This is a genomic window from Paenibacillus sp. FSL W8-0439 (genome assembly GCF_038008995.1).
GTDB lineage: Bacteria > Bacillota > Bacilli > Paenibacillales > Paenibacillaceae > Paenibacillus > Paenibacillus polymyxa.
Window position 1 is genome coordinate 3,644,210 of sequence record NZ_JBBPAK010000001.1, and the last position, 21,637, is coordinate 3,665,846.

Genomic DNA, 21,637 nt, shown 5'->3' on the forward strand with positions numbered 1-21,637 from the left:
ATAACGTGTTCTAATTATTGCGCTCTGTCTTTAGAACCTTAACAGCATAGGCACCCAATTGAACGCTGGTGTCTGCTATCACAAGATTTTCAAGCATATCCGTATAAGTTCGTCCATCCAGTGTAATCTCTTGCGGCTCATACGTAAAATTCATTACAAAAATATAATCATGAACTCCATCGGTACGAATTGCTGTGTTCACTCCATGTGGCAACTGCACATCGAGTGCTTTACTGAGACCTGCCTCATCAATTAAACTCTTGTAAAAATGACTATGGAATAGTCCGGTGTTGCGTGATGCGATGTAATAAGCTTTTCCCTGTCCCAAACGATTCACCGTCAAAGCCGGACGTCCTGCATAAAAGTCTGTCCCATACTCAGCCAGTACCTCTGCACCCTCCGTATGAATGAGATCACACAATTCAACAGCTTCATATTCCCCTTGTAGATCCAGCTCATTGCCTTCAATCGGTATAATGTAGTTACGATCGTGATCATGTAATCCATCAATTTCTTCCGACCAGATGCCCAGCGTCTTACGAAGCGGTCCTGGAAAGCCTCCAAGGAAGCACAAATCATGTTCATCCACAATGCCGGACCAATAGGTTGCTACGAATGTGCCCCCGTTTTCAACAAACTTCTGTATGCGCTCCCCTACACCGCTGCGGACCATATACAACATCGGAGCGACCAAAAGTTTATATTTGGAGAAATCTGCATCCATATGAATGACATCTACTGGCACTCCCTGCTCCCACAATGCCAAATAATGTGCTTCAGCTGTCTCCTCATATTTCACCCCTTTGTTCCGCGGTCCCTGTGAATCGTTGATTCCCCAACGGTTCTCCCAGTCAAAAATGACTGCGGCCTCAGCCGGTACGGATGTACCGACCACCTCTTCCAGTTTTTCCAGCGCATGACCGACATCTGTCACATCCCCGAATACCCGAGTATGCTCGTGTCCTACATGATCGACGACTGCACCATGCAGCTTTTCACTCGAACCGCGACTTTTCCGCCACTGAAAATATTGAACGGTGTCTGAGCCGTGCGCCACAGCCTGTAAAGACGATAGCAGATGCATACCCGGTCGCTTCAGCTTGCTAACGTCTTGCCAGTTCGTCAAACTTGGCGTACTTTCCATGAGCATCCAAGGTTTCCCACCTTTAATGGAGCGAATAATATCGTGCATCATAGCCACTCTCGCAGCCTGCCGGCTATCATCTCCTTCACGGTCATGCCAGGTCGGATAACTATCCCAGGATATAATATCGAGCAGATCAGCAAACTTCCAGTAATTCAATCCTTCAAAGAACTCCATCAAATTGGTTGTAACTGGAATGTCTGGATTCGCAGCCTTGAGCGGCACAATCTCATGTTTGATAAAATCTGCGGTCTGTTCGGTTACAAACCGTCTCCAGTCCAAATTCATGGCATGAACCTGCGTTTCACCATGAGGTGCTGGAGATTCGACTTGGCTCCAATCTGTAACTGTATGACTCCAAAATGTTGTCCACCATGAATGATTAAGCTGATCCAGCGTACCATATTTATCCTGCACCCAAGTGCGAAACGCCTCCTGACAATAATCACAGTGACAGTCTCCACCAAATTCATTGGAAATGTGCCAGCCAATAACAGCAGGATGATTAGCATATCGCTCAGCCAGCTTCGTATTCATGATACGTACTTTTTCCCGGTATACAGGCGACGTATAACAGTGGTTATGTCGAAACCCGTGCAAGTTACGGACACGGTTAACCCCTACACGCAGCACCTCGGGATATTTTTGGGACATCCAGGCTGGTCTTGCTCCGCTCGGAGTGGCCAAAAACGCATAGATTCCGTTCTCAGCAAACGAATCCAGAATACGATCCAGCCATTCAAACGTAAATACACCTTCCTCAGGCTCCAAGGATACCCATGAGAAAATGCCGACAGACATTACGTTGCATTTGGCTAGTTTCATCAAGCGGATATCCTCCGCTAACACCTCGGGATATTGCTGCCATTGCTCCGGGTTATAGTCTGCTCCATGCAGCATACGCGGAACTCGCTCACTAATGGGAGGGTACTTGGTTATGTTTGGATATGTCACTGTAAATCATCTCCTTGTATTAGTTCTGTTACTCTTTGACGGAACCTAACGTCATACCTTTAACAAAATACTTTTGTAAAAATGGATATACAATAAGAATAGGCGCTGCACCAATGAAAATTTGTGCTGCATTAACCGTCGTCTGAGACAGTAATTCCATCTCTTTGGGACTCATGCTCATGGAACTCATATCCTTCTGTATAATTACAGTTTGCAGGAACGTCGCCAGCGGATAATCCTTTGCATTGCTCAAATAGAGCAGACCATCAAACCATGAGTTCCAATGAAATACCATACTGAACAGCGCAATCGTCGCAATGGAAGGCATGGATATCGGTAAGAAAATACTAAACAATGTCCGAAAATGCCCTGCTCCGTCGATCAATGCCGCCTCTTCCATCTCTTTGGGGATACCTCTGAAAAAGTTCAGCATAAGAATGACCAGAAATGTATTGACCGCTCCTGGCAATACAAGTACCCAGAAGCTGTCCATAAGATGGATCTTTTGAATAACCATATAGAATGGAACCAGACCACCGTTAAAAATCATACTAAATACAAACAGCCATGAATAAATGTTGCGACTGCGGAACACCGTTGTTTCCTTCGAAAGCGGATAAGCAGCTAAAAAGGTAATCAGCAGCATCAAGCCGGTTCCCAAGACAGTTCGGCAGACGGAAATCCAGATGGAGTGCAGAAAAATTGGGTTATTCATCGTCTTCTTATAGGCTTCTAAAGAAAATTGCACTGGCCACAGTCCAACCAGATTAGCATCTGCTGCTGATTTAGCACTAAACGATACCGCCAATACATGAATCAGTGGAACAATACACATGATAGACAATATCACAAGCAAGCAAATGTTGAACACATTAAAAATGCGGTATGGCGTTGTTTTATGATACATGACTCTCCCTCTTTCAGCCTCGTGGAATCAGAATATGCGGTAACCTGCCCATTTGTAAGCAAGCCGATAAGATATCAGAATGAGAATCATACTGATAACGGATTTGAACAATCCAATGGCGGTAGCAAAGCCCATCTCCCCATTGATCAATGCTGTCCGGTAGACGAATGTGTCAATAATATCGCCTTTTTGGTATACCAGCGGATTATAAAGGTTGAAAATCTGGTCAAAACCAGCATTCAGAACATTACCAAGGGCAAGCGTCCCAACAACGACCACCATCGGAATCAATGATGGTACAGTAATGTGCAGCGTCTGTCTCCATCGGCTCGCTCCATCCATTTCAGAAGCCTCATACAACGAAGGATTGATACCCGCCAGTGCAGCGAGGAATACGATGGTATTGTAGCCAAACTCTTTCCATATGTCCGATACAATGACGGTAAAACGAAACCAGTTGTTATCTCCCAGAAAGAAGATAGGCTGGATTCCTATACTTCCAAGAATCCGGTTCATAAATCCGTCAGTAGCCAACAGATCAATCAGTATTCCACCCAAGATTACCCAGGACAGAAAGTGTGGCAGATACACCAATGTCTGAATGGAACGCTGAAGTCCGACCTTGCGAATTTCATTCAGCAGGATAGCAAAAACAAACGGAACCAGCAGATTGAAAAACATCTTTAACACAGCAATAATCAGCGTATTCCATACGACCTGAAGACTGTCCTCCCGTTGGAACAAAAAGCGGAAATTATCCAGTCCAACCCATTCAGAACCAGTTATGCCTAGCCAAGGTTTGTAATTTTGAAAGGCCATCACGATGCCGCCCATTGGAATGTAGCTGAATACAATTAAGAAAATGATGGCTGGCAGCAGCATGATATGAAATGGCCACGTACGTTGCAGACTTCTCATTGCAGTTCCTCCTGTAACTCTCATGGTATACCTCAATTATAAAAGCGTTTTCGCAGTCCCAACAGTTCAAAAAACCAACATACATGGCACAAAAGCAATCATTTTTATTTAATCCATATGAAGCTGAAGTAAAAAGGCTGTCCACCTTGGGACAGCCTTTTTCAATCTGTTTTACACCATCGAAAACTTTTACTTTTCGACGCTCTTATACCATTCGTTTACTTCCTTTGTAATTTGTTCGCCACCAGCGGCTTTCCACGTCTGTACAAAGGTATCAAAAGCGGAAATCGGCTGTTTGCCATAAATAATTTCATTGAACGTCTGGCTTTCAATCTTATCCAGATAATCCTTTTTAGCCTTCATCGTTGGCGTAGTTGGTCCCGTGAACTGATCCTTCATGGAGATATCTTTCTGTTCCATAAGCACTTTGGCCGCTGCAGGAGTGTCTTTCCCGTAATTCACCATCACATCTTTCTCCAGTCTGGTTTTCGGTTCTGCACCGTCAGCCAAGCTTAACAAAGCCTTCATTTGGGCATCAGGGATACGTGCACCATCACGAACCAGCAAATAACGAATAGAGTTTACATAACCACCCGGTATTTTATCAATAGACACCAGCTTTCCATTGGCATCTAAATCATAATCGTAGCCCTTAAACAGCCCATTCGACAAATCACCGTCCGGTTTGGCATTTGCATAATGATCAAACAAGTAATTTTGATATGTGAAGAAGGCTTCAGGATGCTGCATTTGTTTGTTGATGAGTACAACACCATTGGTGTACTGCGTTCCATGGCGCATAGCTTTGTTGTCAGGTCCAGCTGGAATCTTGATCGGCTTCCATACAGCACTCGGCGCATTTTTAACCGTATCTTGAAGCGGCCAGCCGCTCATCCAATATGGCCCAGGAATCATCCCGGCTGTCCCTGCAACTGTAGGTTCTGTCGTTTTATTTTCATCCCATAATGCTGCTTCCTGAGGGATATATCCTTTTTTGAGCCACTCGCTCAGTTTTTGCAGACCCGGCTTCATGCCAGGCTGGACAGAGCCATATTCCAAGCTGCCGTTTGCACCTTTGTTCCACTGCTGGGGTAGTGTGCCATAAGCGCCGAAAATCCAGGATGGGTCACCCATCCAAGTGTTCATGGATGTTTTGAAACCGATGCTGAGCGGGGTCACTTTGTCCGGAGCCAATCCGTCCGGATTTTTATTTTTAAAGGCATCCATCACTTTTTCCAGATCATCCATCGTCTCAGGAGCCTTCATCCCCAGCTTATCCAACCAATCTTGTCGTACCCACAATACATAATCATGGTTATAGGCGAAATCAAGCACAGGGATACCCATTTTTTTACCATCCCGGCTATACTGATTCCATACATTCGTATCCTGACTCATGGCCTGCTTCCAAGAATCCGAAGCATATTTATCAAACAACGGGCCAACTTCAGCGAACATACCGGAATCGATCATATCCTGGGCCAGCTGCTCATTCTCCGTTCCCAGTACAACGACATCAGGCATCTCCTGACCAGAGGACATCGCCAACCGCAGCTTGGTAGCAAACGCACCGTTAGTATCCGTAACAGACCAAAGTGATTTTATATTAATACCAAATTTCTCTTTGGCCCATTTCGTCGCAACGTTATTTTCGATAGATTCGCCATTTTTAAATTTTAAGGCGGGATCTACCCCCCATACCGTGGATATTGTAACTTCTGGGTTGTATTTTTCTTTGTATACGTTTTCAGTTTTAGCTGTGCTGTCCGCATTCCCATCATTTCCTGCACCTGAGCAGCCCACAAGGCCAACCCCTAATACCATAGTTGCGGCGAGCAACGACAATAGCTTTTTCTTTGAATGAACTCGCATCTTGTTCCCCCTCTAAAAATCATTTTCTACTCTTTTATTATAAGAGGGCTTTTCTTAGCAGCCTATGTCACAAAATAAATATTTCTGCACCTTTCCCAACTGATCTTTATTCATTCGTCTTTACTGGTCCCGAAATTCATGCGGAGTCATTCCATAATGTTTTTTGAACATCTTGCTGAAATATTGGGGATTCTGATAGCCGAGTTCAGTTGTTATTTCATATATTTTTTTGTTGGAATATTTGAGCAAATAAAGAGCCCGTTCCATTCTCATTCGGATAATATAATCTCCCAGGCCTTCCCCAGTTTCGGCTTTATAGATTTTGGACAAATAGACGGGATGAAGATAGACCTGATCGGCAATCGTCTTAACAGACAGCTCCTGTCCTTTATCTTGAGCGATCAACTCCTGAACCTGCTTGACCACATAGCTTTTGGCGCTTTGCTCGCTTGCGGACCACTCCGCTTTAAGCTTGTTCATCATGGAAAATATCCACTCTTTGAGGTGGGGAAACGAATGAACCAATTTCTGCGCATGTAACGGATCGAAGCCTACTTGGTCCATCTGTGTAATAAAGCGTCCTTGTTTGTGAGCTGTATACATAAAGGCGCTCGTTACTGAAATAAACAGTTCATACAAATGCTCGCGTGTATAACCTGCCTCTTCCATTTTGCCAAATACACGGCTTACTTTTGCTTCGGCCTCTTCCCATTGCCTGGACTCTAGCAGATGAGTAAGCGTTGGATGCGTATAAAGACCCTCCAGCGACTTCACTGAGCTATGTGACTGTTCTGTCTGCTCTTCTATGAATAGCAGTGGATTCGTTTCCTCCTGTTGGTTCCAATATAAGGATCTGATTGCTGTCTGATATAGCTTAGGCAGCTCATCCGGGAAATGAAACCAATTCGTTAATGTGACGTAAATTTCACCTTTCAAGTAATTGCTCACATTTTTTCGAAAGGTCTCAATCGCTGCACGCAAAAAATGATTCTGTTCATCCACAGTCCTTTCAGCAAATAAATCCCAATTTCCTTCTATTAACACGATTAGGCAATCATGTGGCGCTTTGCAATGCCAAACATGAAAATCAGGAGCAAACACTTCTTCTGCAATATTTCCAATCGCATACTCAATTAAGGACACTGAGTGATAATCCATATCGGAAAAATGCTTGCCCAGCTGAATAAGCAGCATACTGGCAGGATGTTCTGTACGTAGCTTGATTTCATATTCGGACATTTTGTCCGTTATTTTCTGTACAGTCAAATCACGCCCGAGTAACAAATCGTGCATCAAATGAGTGCGCAGCACACCGAAATCGTTCCTGCGACTGTATTGTAATTGATGAACCTTGTCGAATGCTTCCCATTCTTCCTTTAGCGAATCCATAGCAGCTGACACACATTTGATAAACTCATCATCATCCACCGGCTTTAATATGTAATCAAAAGCCTTAAGCTGGAGCGCTTTTTTAGCGTATTCAAAATCAGCATAGCCTGTCAGTAATAAACTTCGGATGTGCGGCCAACGTTCGTTTACTTCAACAATCAGCTCTAATCCCGTCATGCCAGGCATACGAATGTCCGTAACCAGAATATCAATATCATGCGCTTCCAGCACATCTACTGCTGCCAAGGCTGAAGCTGCTTGATGTACCCTCTCAATTCCCAATGACTCCCACGGTATGGTAGCCGCCAGGCTTTCAGTAACATAACTCTCATCATCGACTAGTAATATCTGAACCATCAGTATCCTCCAATTTAACTATTTCTCGAATTTGATGAAGAATGGATCAACCCGTCTTCCTGCCCTTCTTCAATTGACAGTGGCCATTTTAAAATCACTCTCAATCCTCCCAACGGAGACAACGAGAATTCCAGCCCGGCGTTTTCGCCAAAATGTAATCGCATTCGTTGATGCACATTCCATAAACCATAGCCACTTTTCTCCTCTACAGGCTTCTCAAGTGCTAATGTCAGGGATGTTATATCCTCTTCACTCAAACCGAGTCCGTTATCGTCTACAATCAAGTACATGGATGAGCCGATGCACTCAGTCATAATACGGATGATCCCCTCCTCCGCCTGAGGTTCTATTCCGTGCAGCACTGCATTTTCCACCAGGGGTTGCAATACAAGCGGTGGAACCAGCAGACTATGGGCCTGTGAAGAAATGTCAATAGTGAACGTTAACCGTGGCATACGCATCTGCTGAATTTTCAAATAATATTGCACAAACTCGACTTCATCCGATAAAGGAACCAAATCTCTTTCCTGTCTTGTCGTATAGCGATAATATTTGGACAAATTATGAGCCATAGCCACGACCGCCTCATGATTGCGCAGCTTTGCCATACTCGTAATAAAGGAAAAACAATTATAAAAAAAATGGGGATTGATTTGAGACTGGAGCTGCTTTAGACGAGCTTCCTTTACATGCAGCTTCTCAACGTAAACCTTCTCAAACAGCTCTTGAATCTGTTCGACCATCAGGTTGAATTGACGTGACAGAAATGCAAATTCATGACTACCCTTAGGACTCAACCGAACAGCATAGTCTCCATCCTTTAATCTCCTAAACGCCCGCACAAGCTGGAGAATCGGAACTTGTACCTGTGAGTGAAGAAGATAAGCACCAATGATCCCCACCAGTAGCGAGCCAACAACGGTTAGATAAAATAGTCGGTTAGATGAATAAATCGGAGACATCATATCGGACAAAGGCATGTAGTCAATCAAATACCAACCTGTTGTTTGCGAAAGAACGGCGTGAACAAGGTAACTCTCTTCTCCAATTTTCACGGTCAAATTATCAACTTCATGTAATCCCAATTTCTCCAGTTTCGCAATCAGCTGGCTTGACAATTCTTCGTTTGCAGAGCGATTGTAAATCACGCCTACACCTTTTTTATAATAAAAAGGCTCCTTTCGCCCATCGCCTTTAAAGCGGTCAAGCATGTCCTGAATGTTGCTGCTATCGAATTCCACTTTAATAATTGTGTTAGCGGTTTCCGGATTGGCTAGTGAGGAAAACGGGGATAAGGTATACAATGAAAATATAAATTGATCCTTACCGTACACTCTTTTTTTAGATACCTGCCAGCCGTTTGTAATCGATTGTCTTAATTTCTTCTGATCATAATAACTGGCTCCATTCTCCGATACAACTCGTCCAAGCGAAGGAGAATATATACTCAGCCCTGTTCTCCAGTTCGAAGAGCTTTCCTGAAGCCCAAGCTTGGTTTGAATCCGCTTGACAAGGTTAATTCCATCCAGGTTGAGAGTCTTATCCTTTAAAAAAATTGCTTGGAAACTGGCTACATCAGGATCATGAATCAGCAGATGCGGCCAGGAGGAAATCATTTCAATATTCGTATTCACCTGGTTTTGAAAAAAAGTCAGCTGGTTATAATTGGATTGATTCAGTTCTTCACGTAATACGCCTGTCGTTGTCTGATTAGAGTAGACATACAGAAGCAGCACAGGTATCAGCAATACGATAACGATGGAAACGATTTTAGTATAAAAATTAAATTTAAACATGAGTTTTACACATCCTCTGCACAAAAAACAGGCATACTTAAAAGGTATGCCAGAGCCCTGACCTTCGTTGCCGCCACTACATACTATACATTATTAAGGGTTGGCGGTGATAATATGTTTGACGCTAAGCAAATGGAATGGTTAGATCAACTATCTGCTGAAGACCTGGCCATATTAGGTGCCGGCTTCAATACACTAGGTGATTTTTTTGATTTTTTGGCGCTGATTAAAGCCAAACAGGAAACATCTAAGGAGCTAAAAGGTAAAAACACTAAATCAAAAACTATTTAATAACGAATTTTACACGAGTCCCATCCTCGTACTGATCTAGCTGGTGACTGACCCATGATCCTGCCCCACGATTATCCTTAGGAGCTATGTATTTGATATTTGCACCCTTACCCCCTTCTGAGCACATAGCCATCGGCCATTCATCACGATCAAACCCTTTACGAGTAGGAACACCCGCAAGTGAATGCTGACGATTTTGCTCGGCTCCTTCCCGGTCAATTGTGCATACTGGTGATTTTCCCGCTTGAATGGCTTCCTTAATATGCTGCGCCGTTTCAGGATAACGACCTGACGGAAATTGCAGCGTTACCTGAGCTGATGAAGGCGGGTTCTCTCCTGTTATTTTCGTAAAAAGATTGTCTCCTTCAAACCAGTACGCTCCCACAGCTAGCAACACTAAGGCTATAAAACTTAGCAACTTTTTCTTCAATTTCCCTCTTCCTTTCAAGCTATTCCAGTAAATGACCTTCAGCTAAGGTAATCCCCAGATTTTATTTTTTGTAACCCCTTACTGACTATAAAAAAAGGTTAAATATCCGACGACAAATAGTATAGAGAGGAGGTTGTACGAATGAACGATGAGATCAAACTGGCCGTGAGCCAAATGCAAGCTGTTGTAATCCGGTTACTGAATGGAAATACCGTAATTGGCTGGCCTAAGCTCCTATCTGACCAAGAAACTCAGCAATTCAAGCTCTACGATGACGAACACGTATATACGATTTCCGTTAATGACGTGGATACAGTCGCAAGAGTTATTGTATAAGATACAGAGAACGACTTAATGAGTCATCCAGCGGACAAGCCCAAACAAGGCGCACCACAGGAGAAGACTAATCAGAATTCCCCAAAATAAACCTTTAAAAAGCTTCATACCATACTGACAACCTTTCCGACTGGGCTTTTTCCCCATTATAGCATGTCAGAAAGACAGCTGTCGCAGCTTGCTCTTACATTGTCTTTGTATCATATATTTTAAATTTTGAAATCACGATACCAAGAAAAAGGCACAAAATTCCGAGATTAGGACTGCTCACCATTGAAAATGCAATCATGACATAATAAAAGTCACAATTTAACCGAAATTTAATGAAATTTTTCCGAAAATGATGTATAATTATTGACATAACAAAACGCACGAGGTGATCATCATGGCATTATTAAACAGAGTTAAGGAATTAAAATTACAACTGCCTAACGAGCATCATAGCATTTCACAATACGTGGAGCATGCATTGCATTCGATTGACAGTTTTGTAGAACAACATCGTCAATTTGTAGCTGCTCAAGCTTTATATGGTGAAAAAATCAACGGTACGGAAGAAAGATTATTTCGTGACACAATCGCTGAGATTAAAGCCCAACTAGTAGCTACTCTGGAGAAAACAGTTGAAGATTTCGCGCACAAAGGCGATAAGCACTGGAAAAATCATTATCAGGACGGCGTAGAATAAGCTGAAAATAAAACCCCCGGTCTTTGGACCGGGGGTTTATTTGTTTGGTATACGCCAGATTTGACAATGTACGTAGACTATTTTAACACTTTGGCAGACGTCGTTACCTTCTTACCACCATAGACTACTTTAATACTGGAGCTTCCGCTATCCAAGGCCTTCACCTGACCAGCTGTAACCTGTACGATCGACGGTTTGGAGGATGTCCATACCGCTGAATTGGTCACATTCGCAGTCGCGCCTGAATCATAAACTGCACTCACGCTAAGCACTTGAGATGAGCCCTTAGGCAGCTTCAGGTTTTTATTGCTCAATACCAGCTTAAGCAACTTAGGCGTAACCTTAATCTCCACGTTAAACGACTTATCCTGGTACGTACCCGTAATGGTTGCTGTTCCAATTCCAACAGCTTTAATGGAAGACCCCTTTACGACCACTACAGAAGCATTCGATGTTGTCCATTTCACTTTACTGCTCAGGGTAACTTTTTTACCATCTGTATAATTGCCGACGACTTTGATGGACTTACTTCCCTTCAAATTCATCTCAGCATTCGAAAAACTTGGTGTCAATGTAGAAATGGCTCCCTCCACAATGACAGGCACTTTCACGTATTTATTCATATACATTGCCTTGATTCCCGAGTTTCCACCACTCACCGCTTTTACTTTGCCATTTCCCACTGTAACTGCGGCTGTTGTAGCTACCCAGCTTACCTGGTTGGTCACATCCAGTACTCCGCCACCAGCCATGTGTGCTTTTACAGTCGGAATACTCGTTTCTTGGCCTGCAACCAATACATATTTTTTCTCAGAAGCCGTCAGCTTAAGAACCTTATATTGTACGGTCACTGGAATATCCAGCTTGAGCGCACCTACTGTCGCTGTCAATGTTGCACTACCTGGGTTTACTGCTACCAGTTTACCATTTGCAATTTTGACTGCACTCTCACTGCTTAAGCTCCATTTTACATCGGATTGAACTGCTTTTTTGGCTCCATTGACCAAATAAGCAGATATACTCGGAAGAGATGTTTTGCTGCCAGTTTCAAGAGCCAGACTGGCTTTGCTTGAGACCAGTTTTTCGACAGTTGGAAGTACATTAATCTTCAGAGTCTTACTCAAACCATGATAGGAAGCTGTAATCGTCGAATTCCCTACATCCATCGGTGTGATTTTCCCTTGCTCTACAGTGGCAACCAGCGAATTAGAGGAAGTCCATTCTGCTGTGTTGGTCACATCTGTTTTGCCGCCAGTCAGGTTCACATCGGTTGCAGTAACCTGAATGGGGGAGCTACCCATATAGACCGATTTGGAGCCAGTCTCACTCAGTACCAGTGCCTGGGATGAAGAACGAACATACACGATCAATTGTGCATTCAGTCCATCTTTGGCGGCTTTAATGTAAGTCACGCCTTTGGCAAGAGGACGTACAAGTCCATTCTCTACGGTAGCCACAGCCTCATTCGTGGATGTCCATTCCACACCGGACACATTTTCCGTGCCGCCTCCGCTAAGCACACCTTGAGCAGTCAGCTGCTTCGATTCTCCGCCAATAGTCAGATTCAGAGGACCCGTCGGATTGAATTGCAGCTTGCTGTAAGGCGATTTTACCGTAATCGTCGTACTTACTGTTTTCTGATCATATGTGGCAACAATCTTAATCTGCCCTTTGGACACTGGAGTAATGAGTCCCTTTTCTACCTTTAAAATACTTGAATCTCCGGAGATCCATTCAGCTCTTTCGGTTACATCCGTTTTACCAGTCTGTGTCACAGACCACACTTTTAATTGAGCGGGGCTCCCACCCAGATTAACTGTGGTTGGATTTTGACTGTCCCACTGTACTGTGGAGGTCGTTTTCTCCTCAGCCCGGATCAAACCTGCTGGCCATGCTGCGAATACAAACATCAGCAAAGCAAGTAAGAAGGTACTCCGTTTGCTCATACGTTTCATACGCTCCATTCGTTTCTCTCCCTTGGTTTCATTCTATAAAACAGGATATTATTAACAATCCCATTATCTTTTATCGGTAAGCAGCTAACTAAATTGAACCCTTCATCAAAAAAAGGTGAATTATAACAGTTAAAGTTCGCCACGCAGTGATCTCACTACAAATAAATGCTCTGCCTTGGATAAGGTTTGTCCATCCTCAAGAGTCACATGGTCTGCCGAGTGACTAACCAGCTTTACATTATAAGCAATCAGTTGATCATCTCTCCAAATCGTCACCGCCGACTGAAAATGAATGGCATTATCAAACTGTAACGGAACATTCATTACATAACCGAAAGCGTTCAGCCTCGCTGGCTGGCGGCTTTTACGCTCACGTCCCGGAGGAAGCATGGTAATATGCGTAATATTTTCAAAAGGAATAGCCAGCATTTTCGGGCCCAAAATAACGCATTTTCGTATATCATCCCATTTTTCAAGTGTGCCGCGCACCTTCTGGGTATGACCGTTGTTGCCGTGATATAAAATGACCTGACGTCCCTTCCATTGACGCATGTCCTCACCTCCCGTGCTAGCGGTTAGGAATCTCCCACCGAATCGGTTCCATTCCATGCTCTTGCAAAAATGCATTGGTACGTGAAAAAGGCTTGCTACCAAAAAAACCTCTATGAGCCGCCAATGGACTCGGATGAGCAGATTTCAGCACCAAGTGCTTACTGGTATTCACGAAGCTTGCTTTTTTCTGAGCATGGCTCCCCCACAAAATGAACACTGCCGGCTGTTCACGTTCATTAATCGCTTCAATGACAGCATCCGTGAAACGTTCCCAACCTATTCCCTGATGAGATTGAGGTTGTCCTTCGCGCACGGTCAGCACGTTGTTCAGCAGCAGCACACCTTGCTCAGCCCAAGGAACGAGGTATCCCTGATTCGGAATGGGAGTGCCGACATCATCGCGCAGCTCCTTGTATATATTTTGTAGAGACGGCGGTGTACGCACACCGGGTCTAACCGAAAAGCTCAAGCCGTGAGCTTGTCCCTCTCCATGGTATGGGTCCTGCCCTAATATAACCGCTTTGGTCAGATGATATGGCGTTAATTTGAGTGCTGAAAACAAATCTTCCTTTGGAGGATATACCTTATGTAACTTGTACTCTCGAGCTAACGTATACCTTAATTCATTAAAGTAAGGCTTTTCGACCTCTTCCCGTAGTACATCATCCCAGTCATTCCCAAACATACCGCTGTCTCCTCTCAATATGTAAATCTGTGAAAGCTGTTAACTTTTGTACAAACAAATAAAGCTGACCCCTCATCCGGAGCCAGCTTATTTATTCGTTACTTGTGTTTCTATGCCGAAGGACCAGAAAAGTATTCTTACGATAGTCAACTACCGCGGGGTCTAAATTCGATTTCCTTATTATAGCATTCACGGTATTGATGTCAAGTAACTGAATGCTTAAATTCCTCAGAAGTAAAGCTCTTTATTGCTGTATTGGTTACGACTTTGGATGAGCATTCAGGTATTCCAATGCATTGTATAACATAACAGCAGCTTCGGCACGTGTAATCGCACTTTTGGGATGAAAATTTCCCTTCCCATCCAGGACATTGACCTTGTACACTAGCGAGCGTTGAATGCTGCCTTGGTAAGAAGGCTCCAGCTCGCTGTCATCCGCAATATTTGCAGGTGCGATTTTAATCATGGGAAGAGCACCTGCTTTTTCCATGCCCTGAATCAACATGTGAGTGAACTCTTCTTCGGTTAGTGCTTTGGCAGGATTGATTTCTTTTGGAATGTCTACACCGTTATAATACGCGTTAATAAAAGCTTCGGCGTACCAGGCGGTATCCCTAACCTGGGTAAACAGTCCACTCGCCTGCGGCGCCTGATTCAAATCAATGGCGGCCAAACTAAGCTGAAGTCCGCCCGAGATCAACTGAATGCCTTGGGCAGCGGTTACTTTAGATGAGGGGAGAAACTGCGTGTCAGAGGCACCTTTAAGTAACCCCCGCTCTTTAAGGGATATGATTTTTTCTTTGCCATTTACATGGCCCAAATCCTTGAATTGACTGTCTGCCGCAGACAAATGACCTCCAATCGAGAAGGACAGCAGAGCTATAGTCGTAAGGGCTGCGATTGCACTATTTCTCATGCTCATGTTAAGTTCCACCTTGAGTTGAATTAGGCCGCTTGGCCGTTAACAACTTCTTGACGTGGTTCACGATAGAAAGGTTGCAGCAGTTGCTACTAACCTAAATTGAACAATCTAAGCTACATAAAAAAACTCTCCTCTGCTTCTAGCAGGGAGAGTTTTTAGCTCACTCAATCGGATTTAATTGCGTGCTGGATTCAGCTTTGCTTGCAGTATCTTGTTGAATCCGTTCATTCTGTTTGTGGCTTGGCATTTGCCAATTTTATATGAACATCTCTCAATTGTTTGTCAGTAACCTCTGAAGGGGCTCCCATTAATACATCCTGTGCTTTACTGTTCATTGGAAAAGCAATAACCTCTCGAATATTCGATTCATTTGCAAGGATCATTACAATCCTATCAATTCCAGGTGCTATACCTGCGTGAGGGGGTGCCCCAAATTGAAAAGCATTAAAGAGTGCAGGAAATTTACTCTTGATCTCTTCATATGTATAACCTGCAATCTCAAAGGCTTTTACCATAATCTCTGTATCGTGGTTACGGACAGCCCCCGAGGACAATTCAATTCCATTACATACAATATCATATTGGTACGCCAGGATATCCAGAGGGTTCATATTTAGCAGCGCCTCCATACCGCCTTGCGGCATCGAAAACGGATTATGGCTAAACTCTATTTTTTGAGTATCAGGGTCCAATTCAAACATGGGGAAATCAACGATCCAGCAAAACCTAAACGTATCCTTTTCCAATAAATCCAGCCTTTTGCCTAATTGATTTCGGACAGCACCGGCTATTTTTTCGACATTTTTAAGCTCATCAGCAGCAAAAAACAGTGCATATCCCGGACCAGCTTGCGTTACATTGATTAATTCGTTTTTTATCTTCTCCGATATAAATTTTGCAATCGAGCCGCCAATAGACATATCATTATTGAACTTAATCCATGAAAGGCCTTTCGCTCCAGCTTCAGCAGCAAAGTTTACCATGTCGTCGTAAAAGCTTCTTGGCTGCCCTCCACAATCAGGAACAGCAATAACCCTTATCGTCTTATTGTTAAACACTTTAAAATCACTCTCTGCAAAAAGCTCTGTAACATCATGGACAATTAATGGATTCCTTAAATCAGGTTTATCGCTCCCATATTTAAGCATAGCTTCTTGATATGGAATTCTACTAAAAGGCTTTGAGATTTTATTATTTGTAAATTCAGAAAAAACTTCATACAGCATGTTTTCAACGACATTAAAAACATCTTCCTGTGTTGCAAAAGCCATTTCCAAATCCAACTGATAAAATTCGCCGGGTGATCTGTCTGCCCTTGCATCCTCATCTCTAAAGCACGGGGCTATTTGAAAATATTTATCAAAGCCGGAAACCATTAATAGCTGTTTAAATTGTTGAGGTGCCTGGGGCAAGGCATAAAATTGGCCTGGATGCACTCTACTAGGAACCAAATAGTCTCTGGCACCCTCTGGAGATGAACTTGTCAGAATCGGTGTCTGAATCTCTAAAAAATCCAGGCCGATCATCTTTTTTCGTATACTTTGGATTACTTTAGAGCGTAGTACAATATTATCATGCAGTTTTTCATTACGCAGATCCAGGAAACGATACTTTAATCTTAAATCTTCCCGGGCTTCATGTGCTGAAGATACTTCAAAAGGCAACGGATTCATGACTTTCCCTAGCACTTCTATCTCATTGGCAATGACCTCAATATAACCAGTTTTCATATGAGGACTGATCGTACTTTCGGACCTGTGACATACAGCTCCTATAACAGAGATGGTTGATTCCCTATTGATCTTGGATACAAAATCCTTTAATTCATTAGGATCAGAGACAACGATTTGCGTAACCCCATAATGATCCCTAAGATCAATAAAAACAATCCCACCGAGGTTACGAATATTTTTAACCCAGCCTGCAATTCTCACGATTTCCCCGACATGCGTCTGATTCAGCTCTCCACAGTTATGAGTTCTATATCTATGCACGAAAACACCCTCTTTCTTTTACCCTAATATCTAAATGGTTTCAATGATGTAACCCATGGTCTGTTGCAGGTATTGTCATTCAATTTTGTATGAATCCCGCCATGGGCTTATTCGGTTAGAACATGCTAACTTTATTATTAGCTTCCCGCCATTACTTGATTTCAACTAGACTGTAAGGAGACTAGCAGTTAATGCTGTAAATCTTTCATTCAGGTGCTCTGCAGTCCCAGTCATTATTTTTTGTCCTATATCGTCAACATGTCTATTCTTCCAATCCTCCAGGGCTGTCCCCTTAACCCATTGATTAAAAGCACCAAGGGCTGGCCCGCAGTGTACTTGATAATCGACCCTATTATTTTTGTCCCCATTCAGGGCAAGTCGGGTAGAATAAGTAAAGTACCATCTAAATATCAAAGCCATTTTACGTTTTGGAATTCTTTCAGCTTTTTCAATGACTTCAGGCGGGTAATAAGCTTTAATATCTTCGTAGACTTGTTCAATACTCTTCTTAAAATACTTTTCTTCAATATAGTGTTTTGTTTCTCTATCCATTTCATCTATGGAATTATAATTACGGTAAAGGTCATATAATTTATTCGCCCTGGCCGGGAAAAACACTCCTTTTTTCATAACCTGAACCTTTGCACCCATTTCAAACATATCCCCTGCTGGAGCGTAGTCTGTATCCTGAATGTTTAACTGCTGAAGCAAATCCTTTACTTCATCACTCGTCCCTGCTTCAACTGTGCACTGATTGATTGAACCCGTCATGATAAAATCAGCACCCAGTATAAACGCCGCCGCTGCAGCTTGTGGAGTCCCTATTCCCCCGGCTGCCCCTACCCTTATACTTTTATTGTATTTATACTTTCGAATCGCTTCATCCCTCATCTGAAGCATCAGCGGGACCAATACATAAGCAACTGCATGGTCAGTATGCCCACCTGAGTCAGCCTCGACGCACAAATCATCTACCATGGGAATTTCCATCCCCATCATCGCTTCTTCCCGGCTGATCCTATTTTCCGCCAGCAGCTTATTGATAATATTCTGAGGCGCAGGACTCAGGAAGGCTTCAACAACCTCTGGCCTGGATACTTTCGCAATAATTCTGTTCTGTGGCGTAACATTTCCCTGTGCATTCCGTCTCAGCCCCTTCAGCCTGTACCTAACCAAAGAAGGCGTGATACTCATAAACGCAGAGGCTTCAATATTTCTAACACCGTATTTTATGTACAAATCAACGATGTTATTTTCTATGTCTGGGTGGTCCGGCACATGAATCAGATTCATTCCATAGGCTTCGCCATGGTTTAATTGCTTCTGAATATACTTTATGGTTTCCTCCAGAGCATCCATCTTCACTCCCCCAGCTCCAAAAAATGCCATCATTCCTGCCTTTCCTGCTGTTACGACCATCTCTTTTGAAGAGATTCCCTTGTACATTGAGCCTATAAGATACGCATACTTAATTCCGTAATCTTGTTTAAATTCGCTATGCCCAAGAGACTCTGCCGTAAATCGTTTGCTGGATTCCAGTACGTCATGACCGGATTTTGTTCTGGGAGCCTGTCGCTTTTCGAATATCGATTCATCATTTCTCAACGTATCCTTCGACATCCTCTTCTGTACCTGTTCGTTTCGGTCTTCAACCTCTGTCACGATCAATGGCTCGGCTTCTCGTTGTATGGCATTAACCAATCCTGCCACGACATTACCAGGCCCGATTTGGATAAACTGGGTTACACTTTTACCCATCAGATACCGTATACTCTCCGACCACTTGACCGGGCTTACAATCTGGTTGATCAGCGTGCTTCTTAAGTCCTGCTGCTTGTAGGGTCTGGCATGGACATTGGAAATAACGGGTATTTTGATGTTCGAGAATTCAAATGGCGCCGCATAGGCCTCAAATTTCTGTTTGGCATTTTCCATATACCTGGAGTGAAATGCTCCACTTACATTCAAAACCACATAATTTCTGGCTCCTGCATCTTCAAAAATCGGTTTCGCCCGCTCAATCAGTTCCTTTGGCCCTGAAATGACAATCTGGCTGGGCGAATTATAGTTGGCAACATCGAGCTCTATTAATTTATTTTTCTCCATTACTTCCCGAAACACTTCTTCTTTCAAGTCTAAAACTGCCGCCATTCCGCCACCAGTAGCCCGAGCCATCAGCTCTCCTCTTTTTTGGACCAGCTTCAAGCCGGTTTCAAAATCAAACGCTTCCGCGGCAAATAAAGCATTATATTCACCCAAGCTATGTCCTGCAACATAATCGGGTTTTCTTCCGGTCTCTCTTATTTTTTTCAGATAGCTTAAAGCGTTTACGACGAATAGGGCTGGCTGGGTAAAATCCGTTTGCCCGAGCTGGTTGGCAGGGTCTTCAAGGCACAGCTTCTGAATAGAATAACCAAGAACTGCATCCGCTTTGGCAACCAATTCTGGAAATTCATCAAACAGTCCTTCGCCCATACCTTTTACTTGAGCTCCTTGTCCAGGGAACAGATATGCGATCATTGATTTCCTCCTTGTTAGTAATGGATGCATATTAGGCAAATATTTCGAACAGACGATCCAAATTTTTTATGTCCTGTTGAAAAGGGGAGAGAATAGAACAGACGCTTGCCTTTTTCTTGGGGCCAAAATTATACTTTACAAAATTAGCAAGCGTGCCCGAGGGACCGAGATCAATATAGACAACCCCGTCCCTGTCTCCCAGACACTTTAGAGCGCTCTGAAATTGCATAGGCTTTCTAGTAACATCCCAAAGAAAACGGTTGTCAAGCCATGTCATCTTCCCGCCGTACATAGATGAAACCATATTTATTTTAGGGCTTCTTATGGTCTTAAGCTTCAAGAACGCCATATATTCCAATGCAATTGGATCCATTAAAGAAGCGTGAAAAGCATAGTGAACTGGCAACCTTTGATAGATCGTTCCATTTGCTTTCAAATAATGTTCAATCTCTGTCAGACCCTCGCAACTGCCTGAAATAACAAAATGCGAGTCAAAGTTGATGGCTGCCAGTTCTGAGTTGGTATTCAATACGGGCGCTTCGTCATACAGACCGGGATCGCCAATGACGGCCATCATGCCCCCTTTCGGACAGTACGCCTCCACCAGCTGTGCTTGCTTGATAATGCATTGAAGTGTGTCCTCATAGCTCATGCAGTCAGCCACAGCAACAGAAACAGACTCACCCAGGCTAGAGCCTAAAACATAATCAGGATAAATTCCCTTTTCCAATAACACCTGTGTGAGCGCATATTCAACCATGAAAATTGCAGGATGAGTATCTAGCAGGGTGTCAAACTCTTCTCCCCTGCGACGCGTGTCATCGTACAGCGTTTTTAATACAGACCTGCCTGTAATATCCGTATGAATCTCATCCAACCTGGTCATCCATGTTCGGAAAACCGGGTTGGACATATATAATTCCTTTCCCATGCCGTAGTATTGCGAACCTTGACCTGAAAACATAAAAACCACTGATCTGTCCATCCGAGTAACCCCCACAACGTATTGATCAGACTCGCCTAAGCAGTTCCTCTATCATTCACAGTTCATAACAAATTGCGCACTAATTGCATTTGGGATGCCGTAGGATTACTTTCATTAAGGACATTCTCCATATGCTGCCTGATTGCAGGTTTGAATTTCGGTTCTGTGATGATATATAGCTGCCCTTTTCGGATGCCCTCAAAAATTTGATGGGCCACATCCTCTGGAAGTATGCCATTTTGGACAGCCTTGCGAGCCAATTCGGTAATGACTTGTCTTTCGGGCGGAAGATTTCCACTCCCATCTGGCTTACGCAGCTCTGTCGGACGGTTTCGCTCTGCATCCATAATTTGAGTACGGACGAATCCCGGACACACAACCGACACTCCCACATTAGAACCGATCAATCTGAGCTCTTGATATAGCGTTTCAGACAGGCTTAAAACGGCATGCTTTGACGCGCTGTATATTCCATTTCCAGGACCGGACAGCAGACCAGCAATCGATGCTGTATTTACAATATGGCATGGAGTTTTTTGTTTCACCATAATAGGAACAAAAATTTCGGTAGCAAACAGAATTCCCCAAATGTTTACGTTAATTACCCACTGCCAATCTGCCACAGTATTCTCCCACAATAAGCGGCCTGTGCCGGCATCCACACCTGCATTATTGAACAAAAGATGCACAGCACCAAAGGTCTGAACTGTTTTTTGCGCTAATAAACGAATATCAGCTTCTTTGGAAATATCGGTCACAACAGATAGTGTAGCTGCGCCCATTTCTTGCAATTCTCGTTCAGTCCTTAGAAGAGCCCCCTCCTCAATATCCGCCAGAACAACCTTCATCCCTTCATTGACACATCGGTCTGCAATAGCTCGGCCAATTCCGCTGGCAGCTCCCGTAATCACAGCTACCTTATCTTTAAACTCCCTCATGTTT

Annotated in this window: 17 protein-coding genes and 1 pseudogene; 3 read left to right on the top strand and 15 right to left on the bottom strand. The window is 43.5% G+C overall.

The genetic code is table 11. The features are described from left to right. Window positions 1-10 precede the first annotated feature (10 nt). The 6 genes and pseudogenes from MKX36_RS15720 to MKX36_RS15745 form a co-directional block, all read right to left on the bottom strand. A complete protein-coding gene (locus MKX36_RS15720) occupies window positions 11-2,098 on the bottom strand; it encodes a beta-galactosidase (protein ID WP_340864992.1) in 2,088 nt (695 codons plus the stop codon). 28 nt (window positions 2,099-2,126) lie between these two features. After that, entirely contained in the window at window positions 2,127-3,005 is an 879-nt protein-coding gene (locus MKX36_RS15725; RefSeq protein WP_340864993.1) for a carbohydrate ABC transporter permease, read from the bottom strand. Between the two features lie 27 nt (window positions 3,006-3,032). Continuing rightward, window positions 3,033-3,923, bottom strand: a complete 891-nt coding sequence (locus tag MKX36_RS15730) for an ABC transporter permease (protein WP_016822416.1) — start codon at window positions 3,921-3,923, stop codon at window positions 3,033-3,035. Between the two features lie 189 nt (window positions 3,924-4,112). Further along, window positions 4,113-5,795 carry an extracellular solute-binding protein gene (locus MKX36_RS15735; RefSeq protein WP_017427838.1) on the bottom strand — a complete coding sequence of 561 codons (1,683 nt, stop codon included), beginning with the start codon at window positions 5,793-5,795 and terminating at the stop codon, window positions 4,113-4,115. A gap of 120 nt (window positions 5,796-5,915) precedes the next feature. Next, a complete protein-coding gene (locus tag MKX36_RS15740) occupies window positions 5,916-7,541 on the bottom strand; it encodes a response regulator transcription factor (protein ID WP_039276118.1) in 1,626 nt (541 codons plus the stop codon). Then, window positions 7,516-9,337: pseudogene (locus MKX36_RS15745) on the bottom strand (sensor histidine kinase). Before MKX36_RS15745 ends, MKX36_RS15740 begins: the two are co-directional and overlap by 26 nt. A gap of 114 nt (window positions 9,338-9,451) precedes the next feature. On the opposite strand from MKX36_RS15745, the gene MKX36_RS15750 reads away from it, so the two are divergent. Beyond that, window positions 9,452-9,628, top strand: coding sequence for a hypothetical protein (locus tag MKX36_RS15750; RefSeq protein WP_016822419.1), 177 nt, complete (start codon window positions 9,452-9,454; stop codon window positions 9,626-9,628). Here MKX36_RS15750 and MKX36_RS15755 read toward each other — a convergent pair. Beyond that, complete coding sequence (locus MKX36_RS15755; RefSeq protein ID WP_016822420.1) at window positions 9,621-10,058, bottom strand: NucA/NucB deoxyribonuclease domain-containing protein; 438 nt, start codon at window positions 10,056-10,058, stop codon at window positions 9,621-9,623. The two genes, MKX36_RS15750 and MKX36_RS15755, sit on opposite strands and share 8 nt — an antisense overlap. Window positions 10,059-10,199: 141 nt before the next feature. Here MKX36_RS15755 and MKX36_RS15760 point away from each other — a divergent pair, with 141 nt between their 5' ends. Both MKX36_RS15760 and MKX36_RS15765 read left to right on the top strand, forming a co-directional pair. Next, window positions 10,200-10,394, top strand: coding sequence for a hypothetical protein (locus MKX36_RS15760; protein ID WP_016822421.1), 195 nt, complete (start codon window positions 10,200-10,202; stop codon window positions 10,392-10,394). Window positions 10,395-10,779: 385 nt separating this feature from the next. Then, window positions 10,780-11,082, top strand: a complete 303-nt coding sequence (locus MKX36_RS15765; protein WP_013371923.1) for a hypothetical protein — start codon at window positions 10,780-10,782, stop codon at window positions 11,080-11,082. 77 nt (window positions 11,083-11,159) lie between these two features. Here MKX36_RS15765 and MKX36_RS15770 read toward each other — a convergent pair whose 3' ends face one another. The 8 genes from MKX36_RS15770 to MKX36_RS15805 form a co-directional block, all read right to left on the bottom strand. Then, window positions 11,160-13,046 (bottom strand): Ig-like domain-containing protein, encoded by a 1,887-nt coding sequence (locus MKX36_RS15770; RefSeq protein ID WP_250251091.1) that lies wholly within the window; start codon window positions 13,044-13,046, stop codon window positions 11,160-11,162. Between the two features lie 120 nt (window positions 13,047-13,166). Further along, window positions 13,167-13,589, bottom strand: a complete 423-nt coding sequence (locus tag MKX36_RS15775; protein ID WP_016822423.1) for a hypothetical protein — start codon at window positions 13,587-13,589, stop codon at window positions 13,167-13,169. Between the two features lie 16 nt (window positions 13,590-13,605). Next, window positions 13,606-14,274, bottom strand: a complete 669-nt coding sequence (locus tag MKX36_RS15780) for a uracil-DNA glycosylase (RefSeq protein ID WP_016822424.1) — start codon at window positions 14,272-14,274, stop codon at window positions 13,606-13,608. Window positions 14,275-14,533: 259 nt separating this feature from the next. Continuing rightward, a complete protein-coding gene (locus MKX36_RS15785; protein WP_340864996.1) occupies window positions 14,534-15,196 on the bottom strand; it encodes an S-layer homology domain-containing protein in 663 nt (220 codons plus the stop codon). Between the two features lie 224 nt (window positions 15,197-15,420). Further along, on the bottom strand, window positions 15,421-17,190 hold the full coding sequence (gene aspS / locus MKX36_RS15790; protein ID WP_340864997.1) for an aspartate--tRNA ligase: 1,770 nt from the start codon (window positions 17,188-17,190) through the stop codon (window positions 15,421-15,423). A 165-nt stretch (window positions 17,191-17,355) separates the two neighbouring features. Further along, window positions 17,356-19,710 carry an ACP S-malonyltransferase gene (gene fabD, locus MKX36_RS15795; RefSeq protein ID WP_340864998.1) on the bottom strand — a complete coding sequence of 785 codons (2,355 nt, stop codon included), beginning with the start codon at window positions 19,708-19,710 and terminating at the stop codon, window positions 17,356-17,358. Window positions 19,711-19,741: 31 nt separating this feature from the next. Further along, window positions 19,742-20,695 carry an acyltransferase domain-containing protein gene (locus tag MKX36_RS15800; RefSeq protein ID WP_151255407.1) on the bottom strand — a complete coding sequence of 318 codons (954 nt, stop codon included), beginning with the start codon at window positions 20,693-20,695 and terminating at the stop codon, window positions 19,742-19,744. Between the two features lie 62 nt (window positions 20,696-20,757). Continuing rightward, on the bottom strand, window positions 20,758-21,633 hold the full coding sequence (locus tag MKX36_RS15805; protein ID WP_016822429.1) for an SDR family NAD(P)-dependent oxidoreductase: 876 nt from the start codon (window positions 21,631-21,633) through the stop codon (window positions 20,758-20,760). Window positions 21,634-21,637: the final 4 nt, after the last annotated feature.